Origin of the sequence: Flavobacterium sp. N2038, from assembly GCF_025947185.1 — a bacterium.
GTDB lineage: Bacteria > Bacteroidota > Bacteroidia > Flavobacteriales > Flavobacteriaceae > Flavobacterium.
This window is the reverse complement of record NZ_CP110001.1, coordinates 1,417,264-1,439,425: the sequence shown is the minus strand read 5'-3', so window position 1 is coordinate 1,439,425 and position 22,162 is coordinate 1,417,264. Positions and strand designations below refer to the sequence as shown.

The window sequence follows — 22,162 nt, the reverse complement described above, 5'->3', positions numbered from 1 at the left end:
ATTAGGGTTAATCGTTTAATTGGTTAATCGTTTAATCGCAGAGACGTTAGACGATTTAAAAAATTAAACGATTTCAACGATTAAACGAATAAACCAGATAATTGAAAACAAGAATTGCTATAAATGGTTTTGGAAGAATTGGAAGAAATTTATTCCGTTTACTTTTAAACCATCCAGAAATTGAAGTTGTTGCCATCAACGATATCGCCGATAACAAAACAATGGCACATTTAGCTAAATATGACAGTATTCATGGTGTTTTGCCTTTTGAGGTAAGCTATAATGAAGAAAGTATTTTAGTTAATAATAAGAGCTTTTTGTTCTTTCATGAAAAAAGTATTTGTAACTTAGACTGGAAAAAACATAACATTGATTTTGTAATTGAATCAACTGGAAAGTACAAAACACATGAAGAGTTAAATGCTCATCTGGAAGCGGGAGCAAAAAAGGTAATTCTTTCAGCTCCATCAGAAGTTGACACAATTAAAACTATCGTTTTAGGTGTGAATGAAAATATTTTAGACGGAAGTGAAGACATCGTTTCGAATGCAAGCTGTACAACAAACAATGCTGCTCCGATGATAAAAATCATTGATGAATTATGCGGAATCGAGCAAGCATACATTACAACCATACATTCTTACACAACAGACCAAAGTCTTCATGACCAGCCACATAAGGATTTACGGCGTGCCAGAGGTGCAAGTCAGTCAATTGTTCCAACAACAACAGGTGCAGCTAAGGCATTAACGAAAATTTTTCCTAAATTGCATCAAAAAATCGGAGGTTGCGGTATTCGTGTACCAGTTCCGGATGGTTCATTGACAGATATAACCTTTAATGTTAAACGTGCTGTAAGCATAGAAGAAATTAATAAAGCGTTTAAAGAAGCTTCAATTACAAATTTAAAAGGAATACTTGATTACACAGAAGATCCAATCGTTTCTGTTGATATTATTGGCAACACACATTCGTGTTTATTTGATGCACAACTAACCTCAGTTATAGATAAAATGGTTAAAGTCGTAGGTTGGTACGACAACGAAATAGGTTATTCATCAAGATTAATAGATTTAATTTTACTAATAAGGAAAACATAAATTCATTGTAAAAGCATTGCCATACATGAAATACCACCTTCTTATTCTTGTTTGTTTATTTAATTCATTTTTGTATTCTCAAACTAAACAGAATACAGACAGTATTTCCTATTACAATAAACTGGCAAACTCTAATCTTAACAAACAAAAGTATAATCAGGCAGTATTTTATACCAAAAAGTCTATTGATTTTTGCCAGACAAATAACAGAGGGGAAAATTTAGCCAATCAGACTTTTAAGCTTGGTAAAATCTATTACAATCAGCAAAAATACGATGAAGCATTAAAAAACTTCCACAAAAGTGTTTCCTTATTTGATAAAGTAAAACCCACTTGCACAAAAATTTTAGCACTGCATTATATTGGTGCTGCAAATACCGCTCAGGGTAATTTTGAGATTGGCAACATATATTACAAAAAAGCCGATAGCTTGTTAAACCAGCTTAAGATTGTTGATCATGCAGAGATTTTAGATTATCAGAAAGCAATGGCTCTAAAAGCCGGGAAAAATTTACCCCTTGCTGCTAAAACTTTTCAAAAAATACTAAAGAAACCCGACAATCCAAAAATCATCAAAACCAAAACGGATTCGTATTACGAACTTGGTCTGATTGAAACTAAGCTTAAAAGAAACGATTCGGCTTTAATTCATTTTGACAATGCTTTAGATTACAGTGAGAAAAACAACAATCTAAATCAAAAATCAAAAATCATTCTGGCTATAAGTCAGTATTATAAAAAAAATAGAAACTTTGATCTTGCCTATTCTTATCTTGATGAGCATTATCAGCTTGAAAACTATATTCTTAAGCTAAAAAATGCCAAACTCGACATGAATGAGTTTGAAAAATTTAAAAAAACACAATCTATAAACAATACGCTTAAACGCGAAAGTGACCAGAAAATCCAATTAAAGACTTATCGTTATTCAAAACTGGTAAGTATTCTGGCTATTGCACTAATCTCAATTTTATCGCTTCTAAGTCTGGCATTGTATAAAAACAATATTATTCGAAATCAGAATAATTTACTTTTAAGAGAAAAAAACAAAGAACTTATCCTTGCTAAAAACAAAGCCGAAAAAGCCTCAAAAGCACGTTCTGAATTCTTATCGACCGTAAGCCACGAACTGCGCACACCACTTAATGCCATAAACGGAATTACGCATTTACTTCTTGAAGATAATCCGAAGAAAAATCAATTAAAATATTTAGAGTCTCTAAAATTTTCAGGAAATTACCTTACCACCTTTATCAATGAAATTCTCGAAATCAACAAAATTGATTCCAGCAAAAGTGAAATCGAGAATATCAGCTTTAACTTAAAAGAACTTTTAACCAACATTCAAAGCTCTTTAAAAGAATTGGCAACCGCAAATAAGAACTATTTCAATCTTGAAGTAGACGAAGCTATTCCGGATTTTTTAATTGGTGATCCTACTAAATTATCTCAAATCATACTTAACTTAATCAACAATGCATTAAAGTTCACACAAAACGGACATGTTAATGTAATTGCAAAATTGTATGCTCTGGAAGAAGAAAATGCAACTGTTTATTTTGAAATTGTAGATACCGGAATTGGAATCCCAGAGGATAAACTACAAACTGTATTTGAAAGCTTTTCGCAAGGATCTATTGAAGTAAACAGAAAATACGGAGGAACTGGTCTAGGATTAACAATCGTAAAAAAACTAATTGAACTTCTGGGTGGCGAAATAAAATTAAAAAGTGAAGTAGGTAAAGGCTCTACATTTACTTTCAAATTAAATTTCAACATTAATAAAGAACAATTGAAAGCTGTTGAAGAACCAACAAAATTATACAGCGACAAACAGTTACAGAATAAATCAATTTTATTGATTGAGGATAATAAGATCAATCAGATGATTACGCGAAAAATGCTCGAAAACAAAGCAATTGGATGCGAAATAGTCGATAACGGTGAAGAAGCCGTTGAATTATTGAAAGTAAAACGCTTTGACATGGTTTTAATGGATGTACATTTACCTGGAATCAACGGGACAACAGCTACAAAACTTATTAGAGAATTTGATAAAACCACTCCAATTATAGCGCTAACTGCAATTTCATTAGACGAAAACCGAGAAATGCTTTTGTCATTTGGAATGAACGACGTGATTACAAAACCTTTTGTTCCTGACGAGTTTTACAGTACAATCGCTAAATTTTTTGATTAACTAAGATTCTTATTCTTAGATTCTAAGATACTAAGCCTCTACTTCTGAGTTTTTCTTTGTATATCTTAAAATTGCAGTATCAAAATCTTGCTGATGATTGATAAAAGAGCTTTTTATTGGCAGATAATACAATTGATCAACTAACTCCGAATCTTTTAAGCGCACATAATCTTTCTCGGTTGTAATTATTTTTCTGCCGTTGGCTTTACTTTTAATGTTTTCTAAATCTGCATCAGAAAAATGATGATGATCCGGAAAAGTTAAACATTCGTCAGTTTCATTTTTTAGATAATCAAAAAACGGTTTTGGTTTTGCAATTCCGGCCAAAAGCAATTTTGATTCTGCTTTTATTTCTTTTATCACAACTTTTTTGTCTTTACCATATACTACGTCATCGTAATCTATAAAAGTAAAAAAGAGCTGCTGTGTATCTTTAAGCTTAAGTTTTAATCTTATTTTTTCCTGTTTTTCAACGCTTAGATCTTTTGGACATTTTGTAACCACTACAATACTGGCCCTGTTTGCCCCACTTCGACTTTCGCGCAAATTACCTGTTGGCAGCATAAAATCGTCTGCATACAAATCATCATAAGCAGACAGTAAAATATAAAAACCAGCCTTTACTTTTCGATGCTGATACGCATCATCCAATAAAATTACTTCGGGCTTTACTTTCTGAGAAAGCAGTTGCTGAATTCCATTAGTTCTGTTGGCATCAACAGCAACCTGAATATTTGGGAATTTTTGATAAAACTGGAAAGGTTCATCTCCTAAAATTTCTGCATTAACATTTTCGTCGGCCAACACAAAACCTTCAGACTTTCGCTTATATCCGCGACTTAAAGTGGCTATTTTAAATTCATTTGATAATAACCGAATCAGGTATTCAATTTGTGGTGTCTTTCCTGTTCCTCCTACACTAAGGTTTCCAACAGCGATCACAGGAATATCAAATGATGTAGATTTTAGAATTCCTTTATCAAAAAGAAAATTTCTAACTGAAGTAATGAGGCCATATAAAATGGCAAAAGGAAAAAGTATTTTTCGAAGTAGATTCATTTTACGAAAGTATAATTTTTTTCGTTAATTTGTTTGAGGTTTCAATGATCAAACAAAACATGAAACTTCAAACCCGAAACAAAAACTGAAAATGAAAATCAAAAATATTATATCGGCTCTTGAAGAAATGGCTCCTCTGGCTTATGCCGAAGATTTTGACAATGTAGGACTCTTAGTCGGAGATTCTGAAACCGAAAGCACAGGAGTTTTAGTATGTCACGATGCCTTAGAAAATGTTATCGACGAAGCTATTACCAAAAACTGCAATTTGGTTGTTTGCTTCCATCCGATTTTATTTTCGGGCATTAAAAAGATTACAGGCAAAAATTATGTAGAGCGCGCCATTTTAAAAGCAATAAAAAATGACATTGCTATTTATGCTGTTCACACTGCACTTGACAACCATTCACAAGGCGTTAATAAAATTTTCTGCGATGCTTTGGGCTTAACAAATACTAAAGTTTTGATTCCAAAACAAAACTTCATACAAAAATTAGTGACTTATACTGTTCCTGAAAATGCTCAAAAAGTTCGTCAGGCTTTGTTTGAAGCCGGTGCGGGAACTATTGGCAATTATGAAAACTGCAGTTTTAACTCAGACGGCATTGGAACATATAAAGGAAATTCTGAAAGTAATCCGGTAATTGGCGAACGACATGAACTTACCGAAACTCAGGAAATAAAAATTGAAGTTACCTTTGAAAAACATCTTCAATCCAGAATTCTAAAAACGCTTTTTGCAAATCATATTTATGAAGAAGTCGCTTATGAAATTTACAATCTCGAAAATTCACATCAAAACATTGGTCTTGGAATGATTGGAGAATTTGAAAATGAAATGGATGAGAAAGAATTTCTTCATTATGTAAAAGACAAAATGATTGCTGATGGAATTCGTCATTCTGCCTTTCTTTCTAAAAAAATCAAAAAAGTTGCCGTTTTAGGAGGCTCAGGAAGTTTTGCCATAAAAAATGCTATTCAGGCCGGAGCAGACGCTTTTTTGACTGCTGATTTAAAATACCATCAATTTTATGAAGCCGAAAATAAGTTACTTTTGGCAGATATTGGTCATTTTGAGAGCGAACGCTATACAAAAAACTATATTGTTGATTTTCTTCAAAAAAAATCCTTAATTTTGCCATCATTTTATCGGAAGAAAATACAAATCCAGTTAAGTACTTATAGAATATGGCGAATACGAAAGAATTAAGTGTTGAGGACAAGTTAAGAGCAATATACGATTTACAGCTTATTGACTCTAGAATTGACGAAATCAGAAACGTAAGAGGGGAGCTTCCTTTAGAGGTAGAAGATTTAGAAGATGAAGTTGCAGGTTTGAGCACTCGTTCAGAAAAACTGAAAGGTGAACTTGAAGTGATTGAAGAGCAAATCAAAGCAAAGAAAATTGCTATTGAGGAGCATAAAGAGGTTATCAAAAAATACACAAAACAACAAGAATCAGTTCGTAATAACAGAGAATTTAATTCTTTGACTAAAGAGGTTGAATTTCAGGAATTAGAAATTCAATTGGCTGAAAAGCAAATCAAAGAAATGAAAGCTTCTATCGAACATAAAAAAGAAGTTACTTCTAATTTAAAAGAAAAGCTTGACGCAAAAAGTTCACATTTAAAACATAAAAAATCTGAACTAGATGCTATTATGGCTGAAACTCAAAAAGAAGAAATCTTCTTGTCTGAGAAATCTGCTGAGTTTGCTTCACAAATTGAAGACAGATTATTGGCAGCTTACAACAGAATCAGAAGCAGTGTTCGTAATGGTTTAGCTGTAGTTTCTATCGAAAGAGGAGCATCTGCAGGATCATTCTTCACTATTCCACCACAAACTCAAGTTGAGATCGCTTCAAGAAAGAAAATCATCACTGATGAGCATTCTGGAAGAATTTTAGTTGATACTCAATTAGCAGAAGAAGAAAAAGAAAAAATGGAACAATTGTTCTCTAAATTCTAAATCATACAAGTCCCGATTAAATCGGGACTTTTTTTTTATCTGTTTTTGCCACGAATTACACTAATTTCATTAATTTTTTATCTGATATATCAAAGAATAAAAATTCATGCTAAATTTGTGTAATTCGTGGCAACTCTTTTTAGACCCCGAATATTATACTCATCATTAAATTACTCATTTTGGGAATTAAAAAAGGAATTCGTTTTATTACATTAAAATCAGTTGGGTCATATATTAACTTCCTAAGTTATGTGCGTCCGCAAAAAGCTGTTGAACTTTCATATTCACTTTTTAGCCAGCCTAGAATTGGGAGATTAAAAAAAGAAGAACTTCCAAAAGTTTTAAAAAATACAGAAACCGAAACTTTCCATCATAACGAACATCATTTTCAGACTTATGTCTGGAAAGGAAACGAAACCAAGATTCTACTAGTACACGGCTGGGAGAGCAATGCATCACGCTGGAAAAAGACCTTACCGCATCTCCAAAAGTCAGGAAGCACTATTATTGCCATTGACGCTCCTGCACATGGGCAAAGCAGCGGAAAAGAATTTAATGTGCCGCTTTACGCAGAATTCATTAATAAAGCGGTAGAAAAATACCAGCCGGAGATTATTATTGGACATTCAATTGGCGGTGCGGCTTGCGTATATCATCAATATTTATTTCCAAATACCAGTATTAACAAAATGGTTATTTTGGGAGCGCCTTCAGAATTAAAAACTTTGATCGACAATTACGTCTCAATGTTAAGCCTTAACACCAAAATGTTTTCGCTTTTAGAAAGCAAATTTATGGATCGTTTCAATTTTAAACTCGAAGATTTTTCAGGGCAAAGATTTGCTTCCGGTTTTAACATTCCGGGACTAATTGCACATGATACTTCGGATAAAATTGTTGCTTTTGAAGAGGGCAAAAAAATAGCCAGCAATTGGAAAAATAGTCAATTTATTGAAACCAGTGGTTTAGGTCACGGAATGCACGATGATGAATTATATGATAAGGTCATTGAGTTTCTTTTTTCTTCTACACATTCAAAGTAAAAGGTTTTTCCAAAAATCTAAAATCTGAATTCTAAAATCTAAAATTAAAAATTAAAATGATAGCAGTAATTTTTGAAGTAATTCCAAACGAAGGAAAAAAAGAAGAATATCTGGATATTGCTGCAAGTCTGAAACCAGAGTTAAGCAAGATTGATGGATTTATCTCTATTGAAAGATTTCAAAGCCTTAATGATCCCGGAAAAATTTTGTCTTTATCATTTTGGCGGGATGAAGAAAGTATTCAGCAATGGCGAAATCTTGAGATGCATCGTCATGCACAGACAAAAGGCCGAAAGGAAGTTTTTAAAGATTATCACTTAAGAATTGCAACTGTAGTTCGTGATTACGGAATGTTTGAAAGAAAAGAAACTCCAGAAGATAGTTCGGTTTTTCATGATTCTTGAGAAAAGGTGCTAAGATTCTAAGCTACTAAGGTTCTAAGTTTTTCTCAAAAGTCTGAAATCTAAAATTCTAAGATGTCTAAACTTTTGTCTACTTTTGCAGTATGGAAGAAAATTTAAAACGTCTGAATAAATTTATTGCAGAAACGGGTTTTTGTTCTCGTCGTGAAGCTGATAAATTAATTGAAGAAGGACGTGTTACGATAAATGGCGTTGTGCCTGAAATGGGAACTAAAGTTTCGCCAGAGGATGAAATACGCGTAGACGGAAAATTGATCGTGGAGAAACACGAAAAATTGGTTTATCTGGCTTTTAACAAGCCAGTCGGAATTGAATGCACAACTAATCTTGAAGTTCGAAATAATATTGTTGATTACATTAATTACCCAAAACGTATTTTCCCAATTGGAAGATTGGATAAAGCCAGTGAAGGATTAATTTTTATGACTAACGATGGTGATATTGTAAATAAGATTTTGCGTGCAAGAAACAATCACGAAAAAGAATATACAGTAACGGTAAACAAACCAATTACAGATTGCTTCATACAAAAAATGGGAAATGGCGTCCCGATTCTGGATACCGTTACTAAAAAGTGTAAAGTAGAGCAAATTAGCAAATACACTTTCAAAATTATCCTGACACAGGGTTTAAACCGCCAGATTAGAAGAATGTCTGAATATTTGGGTTACGAAGTTACAGCGCTTAAACGTATCCGGATTATTAATATTTCTTTGGATGTTCCGGTTGGGCGTTATCGTGATTTAACAGATGCTGAAATAAAAGAATTAAATCTGTTAATTGAACCTTCAAGCAAAACAGAAGAAGCAAGTCTGCCGAAAGTGGAAGCTCCAAGTCGAAGAACAACGTTTATTTCTAAACATGATCCAAGATTTAAGAAAAGAGGAGATCAATAATTTATCATAATAAAAAAGGCGTATTGAGATTAATCAATACGCCTTTTACTTTATCCTAAGATGAATTAGATTTTCTTATTGAAAATTCTTAATTCATTCTCATAAATATAGTAGACAGACTGAGTAGCGAAATCAACTTCATAAATTGGACGCATATTCTCGAATTGAATTTTGTCTAATTCTGTTCCGTCATCTTTTCTCACCTTTACCAAAACTTTCTTTTGTGTTGCTTCGTCTTTAGCAAAAATATAAGAGAAGTCACGGCTTTGTCTCATTGCATCAAAACGCTTTGCAAATCTTTTAGAAAGATCTCCTAACATAGCAGATCCTGCAGCTTGTTTTGCACCTCTAGCTAATTGTTTGTCGTTTTGTTTTTTGATCACGCTAGAACCAACTTCTTGTCCTGTTGCCGGATCAATGTAAACCATTCTCCATTCTGCTCCCATCGCAGCATTGTATCCCGCAGAAACACCTAAACCTATAGATCCGGCAGTAGATAAAGCCTGACCCCAAGCTCTTCCACCATCACCTGGTTGTGTATATATTTTTTGATATAAAACTTTACCGTCTTTGCTTACTCCCATCACTTCTGTTGGTCCTGAAAGTGCAACTCCCCATGGAAATAATTCGATAGAATTTAATTCTTTTTCTTTCTTCACATTAACCTTTGCAAATGGATCTGGTTTGTCAGCTACAGTCGTATTAAACTTGAAAAGTTTTTCATCGTTGTACACTAGAAATTGATTATTTTCTTCGTCAAAAACATTTAACAATGGACGGTTTTTGTCAAATTTCAAATTCCCTCTCCATAATTTTTTACCAGACTTATAGTCTACCATATTACCATAAGTTGCTGTTAAGTATAAAACTTTATCATCAACTTTTCCTAAGTAATTAATAGCATCTTCTTTATCGTCCGAGATTTCAATAAAGCTTTTCCATTTCTTTTGACCATCTTTGTCAATAAGCATCATTTCGTTTTCGGCAACGTATAAATAATCTCCATCAATAGAAATTACTTTTTTCAATCCGTCTCCACGGGCGTCTTTTTTCCAGATTTTAGATCCGTCTTTTAAATTAAAGAAATTGAATCCGCTGTTGTGCGCCACTAAAATTTTATCTCCCCAGTCTTCTAAATAAACAATATATTTTGTTTTGATTGCATCTTCCCAGATTGGTTTCCCAGTCTCAGCATCTAAAACATTTAAGTATTGTTTAGATGACAATAATCCTTTGCTGTTAATTACAACTAAGTTTTTGTTGTTTTGAGTTGGAAACACTTTAGAGTACTCTAATTCTCCTGTCCATTTTAAAGCTCCGGTATTTCTATCAATCGCTGATAGTTTACCCATATAAAGCGAATAGATTGTTGTATCGCTTATTTCTGCTTCATTAGAAAAATTTGATTTAAAGGTAAACATTGAAGCAAATGCGCTTTTTGCATCTCCTTGTTCTGTTTTCCAAAGTACGTCTCCGGTATTCAAGTCAATCAATGACGCAATTACTTTTCCGTTTTCTGCACCTTTAACTAAATATTGGTTTTCGCCGTATAAAAACTGGCTGTTAAAAACTCTGTATTTGTAATTAGCAGAGTTGTAAACCACTTTTCCATCAAGTGTATTGATCAAAACTGTTTTGTAGTTTACTAGTGCTTCTACGTAAGGTGTACCTTCAATTGGTTTAAGTATACGTTTGCTGGCAAACATGGTTTCTACATCAAGCTTACTTTGAGCGTCAAGCATATTTAAAGTTTCCATCGTAGTAACGGTACCAACATTTTTGTCAGCATCAAAGCTCCATACTTCAGCTTTTGTTTCAGGGCTAATACCTTTTACGATATTTCCTTCTTTAACTACAATAATTCCTGTAATTACGTTTTGTGTTAAATCTTCGATTTTTGAATTCATTTTTAGGACCTCATCAGCAGTTCTCTGGGCAAATCCAGAGTAACTAGCTAATGCTAAAAAAAGCAGCATTGTAATTTTCTTCATAGTTGTTGCAGGTTAGGATTAATTTATTTTTGAACAACAAATATCTCATATTAAAACTAAACGACGCGTATTTTATTAAAAAAAAACATCATAAAAATATACTTTTTCATGATGTTTTTTCATTTACATTTATTTTTGAGTTTTTAGAAAATCATAATACAAAGCTTTAGACAGAAAACTTTCATTTTGGTAATTTGAAATCAATTCTTCTCTAATGATTTCCGGTTCCTGACCATAAAGATTATTTTTTTCAAAATGCGCTCTGCGCTCATCGTCATTAAAATTTAATCCGCTTAGAAATACTGGCTCTACTCCCTTATTTACATAGATGTTATAATTTGTAATTAAACTTCCCAATTTACATAGCTGCAAACTAAAACTGTTCCATAGAAATACCAAACCATTTGATTAACCAAATACGCATTTGTTTTTTGTCTGGTAATTTTTAGAAAAGAATAAACTAAACCAATAATCGCTAAAATTAAAAATGCATAAACTCCCAGTCTTTTGTAAGTTAAGCCAAAGAAAGAAACATATTCTGTGTTTTTGACCATTGCACTAATAATCAAAATTATATTTAAAGCAATCCAGATTTTGGCAAACCGTTTTAATGAAGTGGCTTTTTCATCAAAATTAAAACCTCCTTTGAAATAAAATAAGATCACACCAACTGCCATAAGTATTGAAAAGATTACTGCATTTACACGTTCATGTGTATCCGCACTTAAATTTGTTTTTTCGACTATTTCAAAAAACTGCTCGTAGTTGTAAGTTCCTATAAAAACCAGAAGCATAATATTTAATAGAAATAATGTTATTGCGCCACTTTTTCTTTCAAAATCAAGATCAAGAAATGAAAATGTGCTTTGATTTTTAATTTCCGAAATGTTGCTGAATTCATTATCCAATTTTGGATTAAACTCATAACAAGCATCGGGAATCCAATAATTCCAAAAGCTAAACGAAATATAAAACCCCAATATGGTAATTAAGATTAACTGAAAAATATTAATATCTAAAGTATAATCTGTGAACAATGAAGAAAAATGATTACTTCCGAAAGAGTACACGATAAAAAACAATCCCAGAAAGATGACAGGAATTACCACAAAAGCCACTAATTTCTTAGCAAAATCATTATGAATTTTTCGCTCGGGCAGCCATTGACTAAAAATAAAGATACGTCCTACCGAAGTGAATGCGTTCAGGAATACAATTGGAAATATCTGTATAATTTTGAGTTCGCCATCCTGAGTTTTAAGTTGTAAAAACAGAATTGACATTGCTAAAGCAAAAAACGAAGCAGCATCGCCATACCATGCAAAAGCAAAACAAGATAAGATAGAAGTTACCACCAGAACCAAATGCGATCTGTCGACAAACTTTTCCTGAAAAAAATAACTAACTAATAGCGTTAATAATACGCCAAAAATGCTAAGATTAACTCCAGGAGACTGATTGTAAAAAAGCACTGCAAACAGTACTGTACAAGCTAAAATAATTTGATGTTTTTTCATTTTTATTAAATTAAAAGTACTTTGTATTTCAAAGTTATTGGACAAAAAAATATAGTTATTAAGATTTCATCAATTTTTCGAGGTACGAAAGGTGCTCTTTAAACGCCACGCGGCCAAGTGGTGTTACCTGATAAGATGTTTTAGGTTTTTTGCCCACAAATTCTTTCTTAACTTCGATATATTGTGATTTTTCTAATGCTGAGGAATGACTTGCTAAATTTCCATCTGTGATATTTAAAAGGGTTTTCATCTCGGTAAAATCCACCCAGTCGTTAACCATCAGAACGGACATAATACCCAATCTGACACGGCTTTCAAAATCTTTATTTAGTTTATCAATAATTCCCATTGGGTTATTTGTATTTTTTGAACATCACTAATCCGTATACGATATGCAGGATTCCGAATCCGATAATCCAAAAGATCAAACCATATCCTATATTAAAAAGTGCAATACATCCTAAAATCAGTTCCGAGAAACCAAGATATTTTATGTCCGAAAATGTATATTTTTCTGCGTTTACAACAGCAAGTCCGTAAAAAATTAATGTTGCAGGAGCCACTAAACCAAAGTGCCCATAATATATTAATGCCAGACAAAATATCCCGCCAGTTAAAAGCGGTACTGCCAAATGAAGAAGCATCTTTTTTGTTGCTGAAGTCCAAATTGGCAAATTGTATTTTCGGCTTTTTCTAATTGTAAAGAAAGCAGCAAATACTAATGCAACGACCATAATTATGATGCCGATCCAGAATAATTCTGAAACTAGATTGGTAGAATATAACCTATGCCCATCATTTAGATAATCGATACCGTTTACTTTGAAAAGCTGATAAACATAAATTCCGCCAATTAAAGCTGAAAGACCAGCGAAGACTCCCGAAAGTCCGCTTAATGATATAAATCTTGAAGAACGCTCCATCATGGAACGAATGTGTGCTAAATCTTCTTGGTGCTTTTGATTCATAATTAAAATACTTTGCAGTACAAAGTTATTATTTATTTTGAATTGACAAATAAAAAGTATAAAATATTTTTACGATTCCTGCAAGGTTTTCAAAACCTTGTAGGTCTCTGCTCTCTATTTGAGCCGAAAAATAAATTCTATTTTAGTCATCTAAGTATACCTACAAGGTTTTGAAAACCTTGCAGGAATTAGATTTATTATTCCCTAAGAGCTGCGTGAAGGATAGGAATAAGCTGCCGAAGCAGCATGGATAGCCTGACCGTGTTTGAAAAAGGCGCGCATACGCACAAAGATTGATGCGCCTTTTTGCAAACACGGTCACGCCCAAATTACAAAACGAAAAAGCCCATTCTTAACGAACAGGCTCTTACTATTTTAAATTTTTAAATTAAAACCATCTTCTTCTTTTGAATAAAAAGACTCCGAAAGTTGATAGCACTATAGAAACTAAAAGCAGTATCCAGATACCATATTTACTTTCTTCCAGACCATTTGGTACGTTCATTCCGTACAAACTGGCAATTAATGTCGGAATCATCAATATGATCGAAATTGAAGTCATTTGCTTCATGATGTTATTCATATTATTGGAAATGACCGATGCATAAGCGTCCATCATTCCAGTGAGGATATTACTGTAAATATTGGCCGTATCCTGTGCCTGGCTTAATTCGATTTCGACATCTTCTAATAAGTCTGGATCGTAATTTGCTTTATGTGCTTTTAGATTTTTAATGCGTTGAAATAAGACATCATTTGCTTTTAATGAGGTAATAAAGAACACTAAACATTTTTCGATTTGAAGCAGGGCCTGCAATTCTTCATTTTTGATGGATTTCTCTAAATTATCCTCTGCCAGTTTTATTTTCTGATTGACTTGTTTTAAATATTTTAAGTACCAAACACTTGATGAAAGGAGCAATCTCAAAACCCAGTCGAAATTATCTTTTACCTGAATGTTTTTGCGTCGTGAATACAACATAAAATCATAGATAACTTCTGTTTTGTAAAAAGTGATGGTTACGCAGACATCGTCTTTGAAAATTATCCCCATCGGAATGGTCTGAAAAGGAAGTTTAATATCATTACTTTTTATAGGAACACGCATGATGATAAGCGTCCAGCCATCTTCAATTTCTATACGGGGTCTTTCATCGATATCTTCGATATCATTGTAGAATGCTTCGGGAATTTGAAGTTCTTCCAGTAAATATTTTTTTTCTGTTTCTGTGGGATCCTCGATACTTATCCAGCAGTTTGGAATCCATTTTGGTATTTGTAGTAATCCGTTGTCGTTTGTGTAAAAGGCTTTCATTTCAAAATACAGGGTTTTATCGCAGCATTTTGAAATTTTCAAAAGCTGCTTTTAATTAAGTACTAACGAATAATAATCGTCCATTTGGAGAAGTGTTTTTTAAGTGGTGCAAAAGTATCCTTTATTTTTAAGAACCAAAACTTTAAAATATTAATTAAATATTAAAATGGCACTTTGGGCAGTTTTTTAAACACGTAGCCCCGATAGCTATTGGGGCTATATGTTTAAAAAAAAATAGTTATGCAATAAAAAAGCCTGTTCAAACGAACAGGCTTTTTAAGTATTTTGAGAAGAAATTATTGATTTCTTGCACTTCTCATTTTACGTGCTAAAAGTGTATTTTTAAGCAGCATTGCAATTGTCATTGGCCCTACTCCACCAGGAACTGGCGTAATGTAAGATGCTTTTTTGCTTACTCCGTCAAAGTCAACGTCACCTTTAATAACGTAACCTTTTGAGTTCGATGCATCATCTACACGAGTAATTCCAACGTCTATAATTACTACTCCGTCTTTTACCATATCACCTTTTAAAAATTCAGGAACTCCTAAAGCGGTAATAATGATATCTGCATTTTTAGTAAATTCTGCTAAGTTTTTAGTACGGCTGTGCGTTAAAGTAACAGTTGAATCTCCGGGATTACCTTTACGGCTCATTAATATACTCATTGGTCTCCCAACGATATGGCTTCTTCCAATTACAACAGTATGTTTTCCTGAAGTTTCTACTTTGTAACGCTCTAACAATTCCATAATTCCAAATGGTGTTGCAGGAATAAAACTTTCCATTTCCAGCGCCATTCTTCCAAAGTTTGTTGGATGAAATCCGTCTACGTCCTTATCAGGATCGATTGCTAATAAGATTTTTTGCTCGTCGATGTGTTTTGGTAAAGGCAATTGAACAATGTATCCGTCAAGATTATCATCTTCGTTTAATTCTTTGATTTTATCCAGTAATTCAGCCTCGGTAATAGTTTCAGGCAAAGCAACCAAAGTAGAATCAAAACCAATTTGCTGGCAAGATTTTACTTTACTTCCTACGTAAGTTAAACTTGCGCCGTTGTTGCCCACTAAGACAGCTGCCAGATGAGGAACTTTTCCCCCAGCGTCTTTTATAGCTTGAACTTCAGCTGCGATTTCGTTTTTAATGTCTTCAGATGTTTTTTTACCGTCTAGTAGTTGCATTGTGTTGTTTCAGGTTTAAAGTTTCATGTTTCACGATATTTGCGAAACTAATATTTATTGAATTAAAAAAGTTTCAAATTTCAGTCTCCTAACTTGAAACCTGAAACTTGAAACTTTTATTTTTTATTATCTCGGCATTCCTCCTGGCATTCCTTTCATGCCTCCCATCATTTTCATCAGGTTTTTTCCGCCCGGACCTTGCATCATCTTCATCATTTTACTCATTTGGTCAAACTGCTTCATTAACTGATTTACCTGCTCGACTTTAGTTCCTGAACCTTTAGCGATTCTGGCTTTTCTTTTTACGTCGATTATGGCCGGTTTGCTTCTTTCGATTGGCGTCATCGAGTGAATGATTGCTTCTATATGTTTAAAAGCGTCATCTTCTATTTCTACATCTTTCATGGCTTTTGAAGCTCCAGGTATCATTCCAACCAGGTCTTTCATATTACCCATTTTCTTTACTTGCTGAATCTGCGTTAAGAAATCATCAAAACCAAATTCGTTTTTAGCGATTTTCTTTTGAAGTTTTCTTGCTTCTTCTTCGTCAAATTGTTCCTGAGCTCTTTCTACAAGTGACACAACGTCTCCCATACCAAGAATACGCTCAGCCATACGATCTGGATAGAAAACATCAATTGCTTCCATCTTCTCGCCTGTACCAACAAATTTAATTGGTTTGTTTACAACCGATTTAATCGAAATTGCAGCTCCACCACGAGTATCACCATCTAATTTCGTTAAGATAACTCCATCAAAATTCAGGATATCGTTGAAAGCTTTTGCTGTGTTTACAGCATCTTGTCCTGTCATAGAGTCGACAACGAACAATGTTTCTTGTGGTTGAATTGCTTTGTGTACACGTGCAATTTCGTCCATCATTTCCTGATCTACCGCCAAACGACCTGCAGTATCGACGATAACTACATTGAAACCGTTTGCTTTTGCATGTTTAATTGCATTTTGAGCAATCTCAACAGGATTTTTATTTTCTGGCTCTGAGTAAACCTCAACACCTATTTGATCTCCAACAACATGTAACTGATTGATCGCCGCCGGACGGTAGATATCACACGCTACAAGAAGTGGTTTTTTGTTTTTCTTTGTTTTTAAGAAATTAGCTAATTTTCCTGAGAAAGTAGTTTTACCAGAACCCTGAAGTCCCGACATTAAAATAACGCTTGGATTCCCGGAAAGATTTACACCTGCTACATCACCTCCCATTAATTCAGTCAGTTCGTCTTTAACTAACTTCACCAACAATTGTCCTGGCTGAAGCGTAGTTAATACATCCTGACCAATTGCTTTTTCTTTTACTTTGGTTGTAAAATCTTTAGCAATTTTAAAGTTAACATCGGCATCAAGTAATGCACGACGAACTTCTTTTAAAGTATCGGCAACGTTTACTTCTGTAATTTTACCGTGTCCTTTTAATATATGGAACGCTTTATCTAACTTATCACTTAAATTATCAAACATACTATTTTCTTTATTTGAAGTGCAAAGATAATCTAATTAGACATTTCAGGCAATTTTTATTTATGCGCAATTTTTTGCCACGAAGGCACTAAGGCGCAAAGTTTTTTGCCACGAATTACGCTAATTTCTCTAATTATTTTTCTCTCGCAGATTTTGCAGATCATTTTTTAGATAGAGTATGAAAAAAATCACCAATATCTGCAAAATCTGCGTGAGAAAAATCATTTTAATCCTTCTAATCTGTGGCAAAAGAAAAAAAGGCGCAAAGAATAAAACCTTTGCGCCTTAGTGCCTTTGCGGCTATAAACCTTTAAATTTAAAATTGAAAGTAAATAAAAGGTTGTGAACCTGCCACTGATGTTGCGTAAACAATCCAGTAAACGAAGCCCAGAATTACAGCTTTTAATAGTAATGGTGTTTTGTCGAAAACAAACTTCATTTTGTCTGTGATAACTTCCGGAAGGAAATGCCAAACGTATCCGAACAACATTAATAAGAATACATTTTTGTACCCTATAATAACCGTCTGCCAAAGCTCTGGTTCAAATGTTAACTGTCCGATATTATTTATTACCTGTAACGCTGTTTCGAAATCTCTTGCACGGAAAAATATCCAACAGAAAACTACAAAATGAAATGTAATCAGGATGGAAAAGAATCTCCATAAGAAGTTCGGTTTTTTATCTTTTTTTGAAGGAAAGAATTCAACAAAAATCTTATGAACTGCCAAAGCTAATCCGTGTAAAGCTCCCCAAACAATAAATTGTGCTCCTGCTCCGTGCCATAATCCACCTAAAAGCATAGTAGTAAACAAATTTAAATTGGTCACTAAGGTTTGTTTTCTTTTACTTGAAAGAAGGAATGACAAACAAAAAAGTAAAATTGAAACTGAAGCAACAATTAGTGGGATTATACTTGTACTGTAACTTGTAATTCCCCAGACTAATAATCCGAAGAAAAATAAGCTTGGGAATAAAAATCCTGCAAATGAGCCTTCACGGTTTCCTCCCATCGAAATGTATAAGAAATCTTTTAACCAGGTTGAAAGTGAAATATGCCATCTTCTCCAGAAATCTGTAATCGAAGTTGATTTATATGGTGTTCTAAAATTGACCGGTAATTTGAATCCAAGTAACAAAGCAATTCCGATTGCCATATCTGAGTATCCGGAAAAATCACAATAGATTTGAATCGCATATCCGTATGATGCCATTAAATTTTCAAAAGAAGTATAGGTTAAAGGCGTATCAAAAACACGGTCGACAAAATTTACTGAAATGTAATTTGAGATTACCGTTTTCTTTATTAATCCTCCAATAATCAAAAACAAAGCATTGTTTACATCTTGTTGTGTCAGATTTAGTTTTTGATAAATCTGCGGAAGAAAGTCTTTTGCACGTACAATTGGCCCGGCAACTAATTGTGGAAAAAACGAAACGAAAAATAAATATTCGATATAGTTTTTTGTCGGTTTAATTTCTTCACGATAAATTTCAATAATATAACTCATTGACTGAAAAGTATAGAATGAAATTCCGACAGGAAGAAAAATATCGTGTAGCTGGTAATTACCATGAAACATATCATTGAATGTCACAATCATAAAGTTCATGTACTTAAAATACCCCAGCAATCCTAAGTTCAGGATCACACTTATAACTAGATATACTTTCTTAGTAGTGTCTTTAGTTGCTCTGAAAATAATCTGACTTAGCCCGTAATCTACAACAGACGAAAGCAAAAGCAACAGAAAATAAATACCGCTTGACTTGTAATAAAAGAAAAGCGAGAAGAGAATAACGTAGGTTAATCTCAAATAAAATGTTTTGCGCAAAAAGGCATACACAAAATAGAAAACCAGAAATAATCCAAGGAATAAACCGGTATTAAATAATAATTTTTCGTCTGGATTATATATAAACCAACCTTTAACTTGTTCTATTGAAATTGCACCAAAATTTTGAATGAACCAATCATTAATGCTATCTATTGTTATCAATTTACTTTCTTAATTTAAAATTATCGTATGCTTTTAAAAATGCTGCCGAAAACATGTTTCCTTGTTTCTCGTATCCTTTTTTAGAATAATGAACCCAATCCGGACCAATTAATCCCTGAGTTTTTAAGCCTCTTATTCCATCCATGCCTCCCAATTCATCATATAAATCCCAAACAGCAAATCCATCGTTTTTCGCTGTTTCCAAAAGCTCCCTGGTATAATCACGAATGTAGGTATTGGGCTTTCTTCTAAGTAAGGACGGCGGCGGCGTCATCACAATTATAGGAACATTTATATTTTGCGCTTTTATATTACTTATAAACTCTCTAAGATGTTTAATATAATCTCTGGCTTCCAGTTTTTCATAACTTTCATTTGTTCCCAACGAAAAAACCAGTAAATCCGGATGCAAAGCTTTTAGCTGCTCAAAAAACAATGGGTATTTATTGTAATCTGAATATTTTGCACCATTTACTCCAATTGAATTATAAATTAGTCCCGAAGTATCTTTCTCTAAAACAATTCCGTTCAATTCGTATTTTGAGGCTTCTTTATTCGGAATCAAATAGATTTTTTCTAAAGCTTTATCCGATTTATAATAATGTGAAAAAGAATCCGATTCTATATTTAACGAAACAAATTCTGAACTTTTAATTGTTTTTGGCTTTGTCTCATTTGTTGGAATTTTCAGCATTCTCCCGGCACGAATGTTATTTGACTTTAATCCATTTACTCTCTTAATCTCTGAAACAGAAATATTATATTTATCTGCAATCGTCGAAATAGCTTCTCCTTTTTTTATTTTATGCGTGATTACTTTTTTCTCTGTTGACTGAATCAGATTGACCTGAGATGAAGTAGCCAAATCAAACATATTCTGATTTTGAGGCGTGATAATATGAATTGTATTGAATTTATAAGCCGGATCTTTTACTCGCAATTCTACAGCAAATCCTCCAGTATCTCTCCAAAGTCCTATACCGCATAACCCAACAGGGTGATTTTTTTCGGGATAGATATTTCTATAACTTTCCCAGCCTCTATTCGAATAAAATCGTTCGTTGTAGGAACCATTTGTTTTAGCAAGCTGATAAGGAAAAACAAGACCACGACCACCATTACCAAAGTTTTGCTGTAATTTTTTCCTAATTTCATTGGTCATTAAATCACTCTGAATATGAGAATCCCCTATATGAACAATATTTATTTTCTGATTATTCTGATTTTCGTTTTTCTTTAACTTTTCAAAAAAATCTTCTAATACTTTCGCATTATAAATGGGATCATCAGAAACGGGATCAATTACTACTGAATCGACTTTGTGAATCATACTTTTTGTTATTGGAAGTGGATCTGTTTTTTGCGTCTTATCATTTGTTGAGAAAAAAAGACAACAGAAAAAAATAATTAGTTTATTCATTTACACTATCTTTTTTTACAGAAACGGAATCTGTATTTGTTTTTCGAGCCGCTCTTTGCTGATGAGAGACGGCATCACGTTTTTCACGCAATATTTTATATTCTTCGTAGCCTTTATTTAATTGACTGTATAATAAATTTCCAATTGCTTTTGCACCACGCTGATTAAAGTGTGTATAATCTTTATTGGCTCTTGCCGGCGATTCGTCAACCCATTTTACCATCGATCCGTCTCCTCCCATTAAGGTATACAAATTCACAAAACCAGATTCTGTATCGAGTGCATATCTCTTTTGTGACTTTACCAAAGGCACTACAGCCGAATCGGTTTTCATTTCCTGGTCATATTTGGTCGATTTATCGGCCGTTGAAACAATTAGGATAGAAACTCCCGGAAAAGATTCTTTTATTTTATTGACCGTTTTGGTCATCCCTCTTTCGTACCATGAATAGTTTTTTGTTCCATAATTCAGTACGTTAGTTCCGTAATGCAAAATAATCAAATCGTATTTCAGATTATTATTAAATCCCTGCATTACACTCGCGTTGAAAGTTGAAATTGGCAATCCGGAATTTCCTCTCTGAGAGAAGTTATCCACGTGTACACCACTTCCGTTATCAAAATTGAAACCATAAATCGGGATAGAATCTGCATTTATAAAATTAGCTTTAAATGCTTTCAGATGTCCTGAACTTACTTTTAGGGTATTGATTAAATTATTAGGACTAAGACTTTTCTTTAAAGTATCTTTTCCGATAATAAAATTCACTTTTCCTTTTTTAGAAGATCTTCCGTAAAATAAAGTCGGATTATCTAAAGTTGTTGAATATTTATTTGTTCCTGCTTCATACTGCACCCATGTTGTATTTGCTTTATCATTTGCAAAAAATACATGACCGTTTACTCCAAAAGGACTTGAAGGATGTTTTACATTTAAGTAAGACTGCGTTTTCCAGTTTTTAGAATAGGTAGATTTAACAGACCCACGCGATGCTGCCGATTCTGAGGTTATAGAAACAAAACCAACTCCATTTCCTCCAAAACGTTCCTGATAATTTGTTCTTACATCCTGAACAATTAAATCACCATCTGTCATTGAATCTCCGTAATACGCGATTCTGACATTAGATTCCGGATTTTTCTCCAGTTGATATAATTTCTCGTAAAACGAAAGCAGGTATTGATATCCTTTATAATTATCAAAAGTCTCCGATGGAAATTCAATTCCTTCGATGTTATTATAAACGATTTCTTCTTTCCCCTGAGCATCTTCTATTGAGCTGATACTGTCATTTTCGCTTAACGAATCTTTAGCTACGGCTTCTAAAAGCAAGCTGTCGATAAGTACATTTTTGGAATTTATTTTGCTTTCAGAAAAAATTTTATCCGGCAAAATTTGCTTGAATCCAATAAAAGCAACAAATGCTAATGCTACAATAGCAAAAGACTGAAAAAAATAGGATTTTGTATTCACTTGTGATTTAAAACTTTAAAGTATGGCTACAGAAATTAAATCTCTAAAATTCCTGTTAATTCCTTGTAAAAAAAATATGCGCAAAGATAGAATTAAACAATTAATTAATAATTGTTTTTTAACAATA

At 33.3% G+C, this 22,162-nt stretch carries 18 protein-coding genes and 1 pseudogene; 7 read left to right on the top strand and 12 right to left on the bottom strand.

Annotated features, from left to right (window positions below):
- The first annotated feature begins 101 nt into the window (after positions 1-101).
- Together gap and OLM51_RS06480 are read left to right on the top strand one after the other, a co-directional pair.
- Entirely contained in the window at positions 102-1,100 is a 999-nt protein-coding gene (gene gap / locus OLM51_RS06485; RefSeq protein WP_264553533.1) for a type I glyceraldehyde-3-phosphate dehydrogenase, read from the top strand.
- Positions 1,101-1,125: 25 nt separating this feature from the next.
- Positions 1,126-3,300, top strand: a complete 2,175-nt coding sequence (locus tag OLM51_RS06480; RefSeq protein WP_264553532.1) for an ATP-binding protein — start codon at positions 1,126-1,128, stop codon at positions 3,298-3,300.
- Between the two features lie 30 nt (positions 3,301-3,330).
- On the opposite strand, the gene lpxK is transcribed toward OLM51_RS06480, so the two are convergent.
- On the bottom strand, positions 3,331-4,359 hold the full coding sequence (gene lpxK, locus OLM51_RS06475; RefSeq protein ID WP_264553531.1) for a tetraacyldisaccharide 4'-kinase: 1,029 nt from the start codon (positions 4,357-4,359) through the stop codon (positions 3,331-3,333).
- Positions 4,360-4,450: 91 nt separating this feature from the next.
- On the opposite strand from lpxK, the pseudogene OLM51_RS06470 reads away from it, so the two are divergent.
- The 5 genes and pseudogenes from OLM51_RS06470 to rluF all read left to right on the top strand — a co-directional run bounded on the left by OLM51_RS06470 (position 4,451) and on the right by rluF (position 8,688).
- Positions 4,451-5,544: pseudogene (locus OLM51_RS06470) on the top strand (Nif3-like dinuclear metal center hexameric protein).
- 3 nt (positions 5,545-5,547) lie between these two features.
- Positions 5,548-6,327 (top strand): zinc ribbon domain-containing protein, encoded by a 780-nt coding sequence (locus OLM51_RS06465; RefSeq protein ID WP_264553530.1) that lies wholly within the window; start codon positions 5,548-5,550, stop codon positions 6,325-6,327.
- Between the two features lie 179 nt (positions 6,328-6,506).
- The gene (locus OLM51_RS06460; RefSeq protein WP_264553529.1) at positions 6,507-7,370 is read left to right on the top strand and encodes an alpha/beta fold hydrolase; all 864 of its coding nucleotides are present in this window, start codon (positions 6,507-6,509) and stop codon (positions 7,368-7,370) included.
- Between the two features lie 56 nt (positions 7,371-7,426).
- A complete protein-coding gene (locus OLM51_RS06455) occupies positions 7,427-7,774 on the top strand; it encodes an antibiotic biosynthesis monooxygenase family protein (protein ID WP_264553528.1) in 348 nt (115 codons plus the stop codon).
- Between the two features lie 101 nt (positions 7,775-7,875).
- Positions 7,876-8,688: a 23S rRNA pseudouridine(2604) synthase RluF gene (gene rluF, locus OLM51_RS06450; RefSeq protein ID WP_264553527.1), complete on the top strand. Its 813-nt coding sequence runs from the start codon at positions 7,876-7,878 to the stop codon at positions 8,686-8,688.
- Positions 8,689-8,753: 65 nt separating this feature from the next.
- Here the strand turns inward: rluF and OLM51_RS06445 are convergent, their stop codons facing one another.
- The 11 genes from OLM51_RS06445 to OLM51_RS06395 form a co-directional block, all read right to left on the bottom strand.
- Positions 8,754-10,679: a PQQ-like beta-propeller repeat protein gene (locus tag OLM51_RS06445; protein WP_264553526.1), complete on the bottom strand. Its 1,926-nt coding sequence runs from the start codon at positions 10,677-10,679 to the stop codon at positions 8,754-8,756.
- A gap of 129 nt (positions 10,680-10,808) precedes the next feature.
- A complete protein-coding gene (locus OLM51_RS06440) occupies positions 10,809-11,036 on the bottom strand; it encodes a hypothetical protein (RefSeq protein WP_264553525.1) in 228 nt (75 codons plus the stop codon).
- Positions 11,024-12,196 carry a DUF4173 domain-containing protein gene (locus OLM51_RS06435; protein ID WP_264553524.1) on the bottom strand — a complete coding sequence of 391 codons (1,173 nt, stop codon included), beginning with the start codon at positions 12,194-12,196 and terminating at the stop codon, positions 11,024-11,026. Before OLM51_RS06435 ends, OLM51_RS06440 begins: the two co-directional genes overlap by 13 nt.
- Before the next feature lie 58 nt (positions 12,197-12,254).
- Entirely contained in the window at positions 12,255-12,545 is a 291-nt protein-coding gene (locus OLM51_RS06430; RefSeq protein WP_264553523.1) for a winged helix-turn-helix domain-containing protein, read from the bottom strand.
- A gap of 4 nt (positions 12,546-12,549) precedes the next feature.
- Positions 12,550-13,164: a hypothetical protein gene (locus tag OLM51_RS06425; RefSeq protein ID WP_264553522.1), complete on the bottom strand. Its 615-nt coding sequence runs from the start codon at positions 13,162-13,164 to the stop codon at positions 12,550-12,552.
- Positions 13,165-13,552: 388 nt separating this feature from the next.
- Positions 13,553-14,479, bottom strand: coding sequence for a magnesium transporter CorA family protein (locus tag OLM51_RS06420; RefSeq protein WP_264553521.1), 927 nt, complete (start codon positions 14,477-14,479; stop codon positions 13,553-13,555).
- A 296-nt stretch (positions 14,480-14,775) separates the two neighbouring features.
- Positions 14,776-15,663 (bottom strand): bifunctional 5,10-methylenetetrahydrofolate dehydrogenase/5,10-methenyltetrahydrofolate cyclohydrolase, encoded by an 888-nt coding sequence (locus OLM51_RS06415; RefSeq protein WP_264553520.1) that lies wholly within the window; start codon positions 15,661-15,663, stop codon positions 14,776-14,778.
- 126 nt (positions 15,664-15,789) lie between these two features.
- Positions 15,790-17,142: a signal recognition particle protein gene (ffh, locus tag OLM51_RS06410; protein ID WP_071635121.1), complete on the bottom strand. Its 1,353-nt coding sequence runs from the start codon at positions 17,140-17,142 to the stop codon at positions 15,790-15,792.
- A gap of 316 nt (positions 17,143-17,458) precedes the next feature.
- Positions 17,459-19,141: an MBOAT family O-acyltransferase gene (locus OLM51_RS06405; protein ID WP_264553519.1), complete on the bottom strand. Its 1,683-nt coding sequence runs from the start codon at positions 19,139-19,141 to the stop codon at positions 17,459-17,461.
- 1 nt (position 19,142) lies between these two features.
- Positions 19,143-20,471, bottom strand: a complete 1,329-nt coding sequence (locus OLM51_RS06400; protein WP_264553518.1) for a GDSL-type esterase/lipase family protein — start codon at positions 20,469-20,471, stop codon at positions 19,143-19,145.
- A gap of 82 nt (positions 20,472-20,553) precedes the next feature.
- A complete protein-coding gene (locus tag OLM51_RS06395) occupies positions 20,554-22,035 on the bottom strand; it encodes an SGNH/GDSL hydrolase family protein (protein WP_264553517.1) in 1,482 nt (493 codons plus the stop codon).
- Between the last annotated feature and the right edge of the window lie 127 nt (positions 22,036-22,162).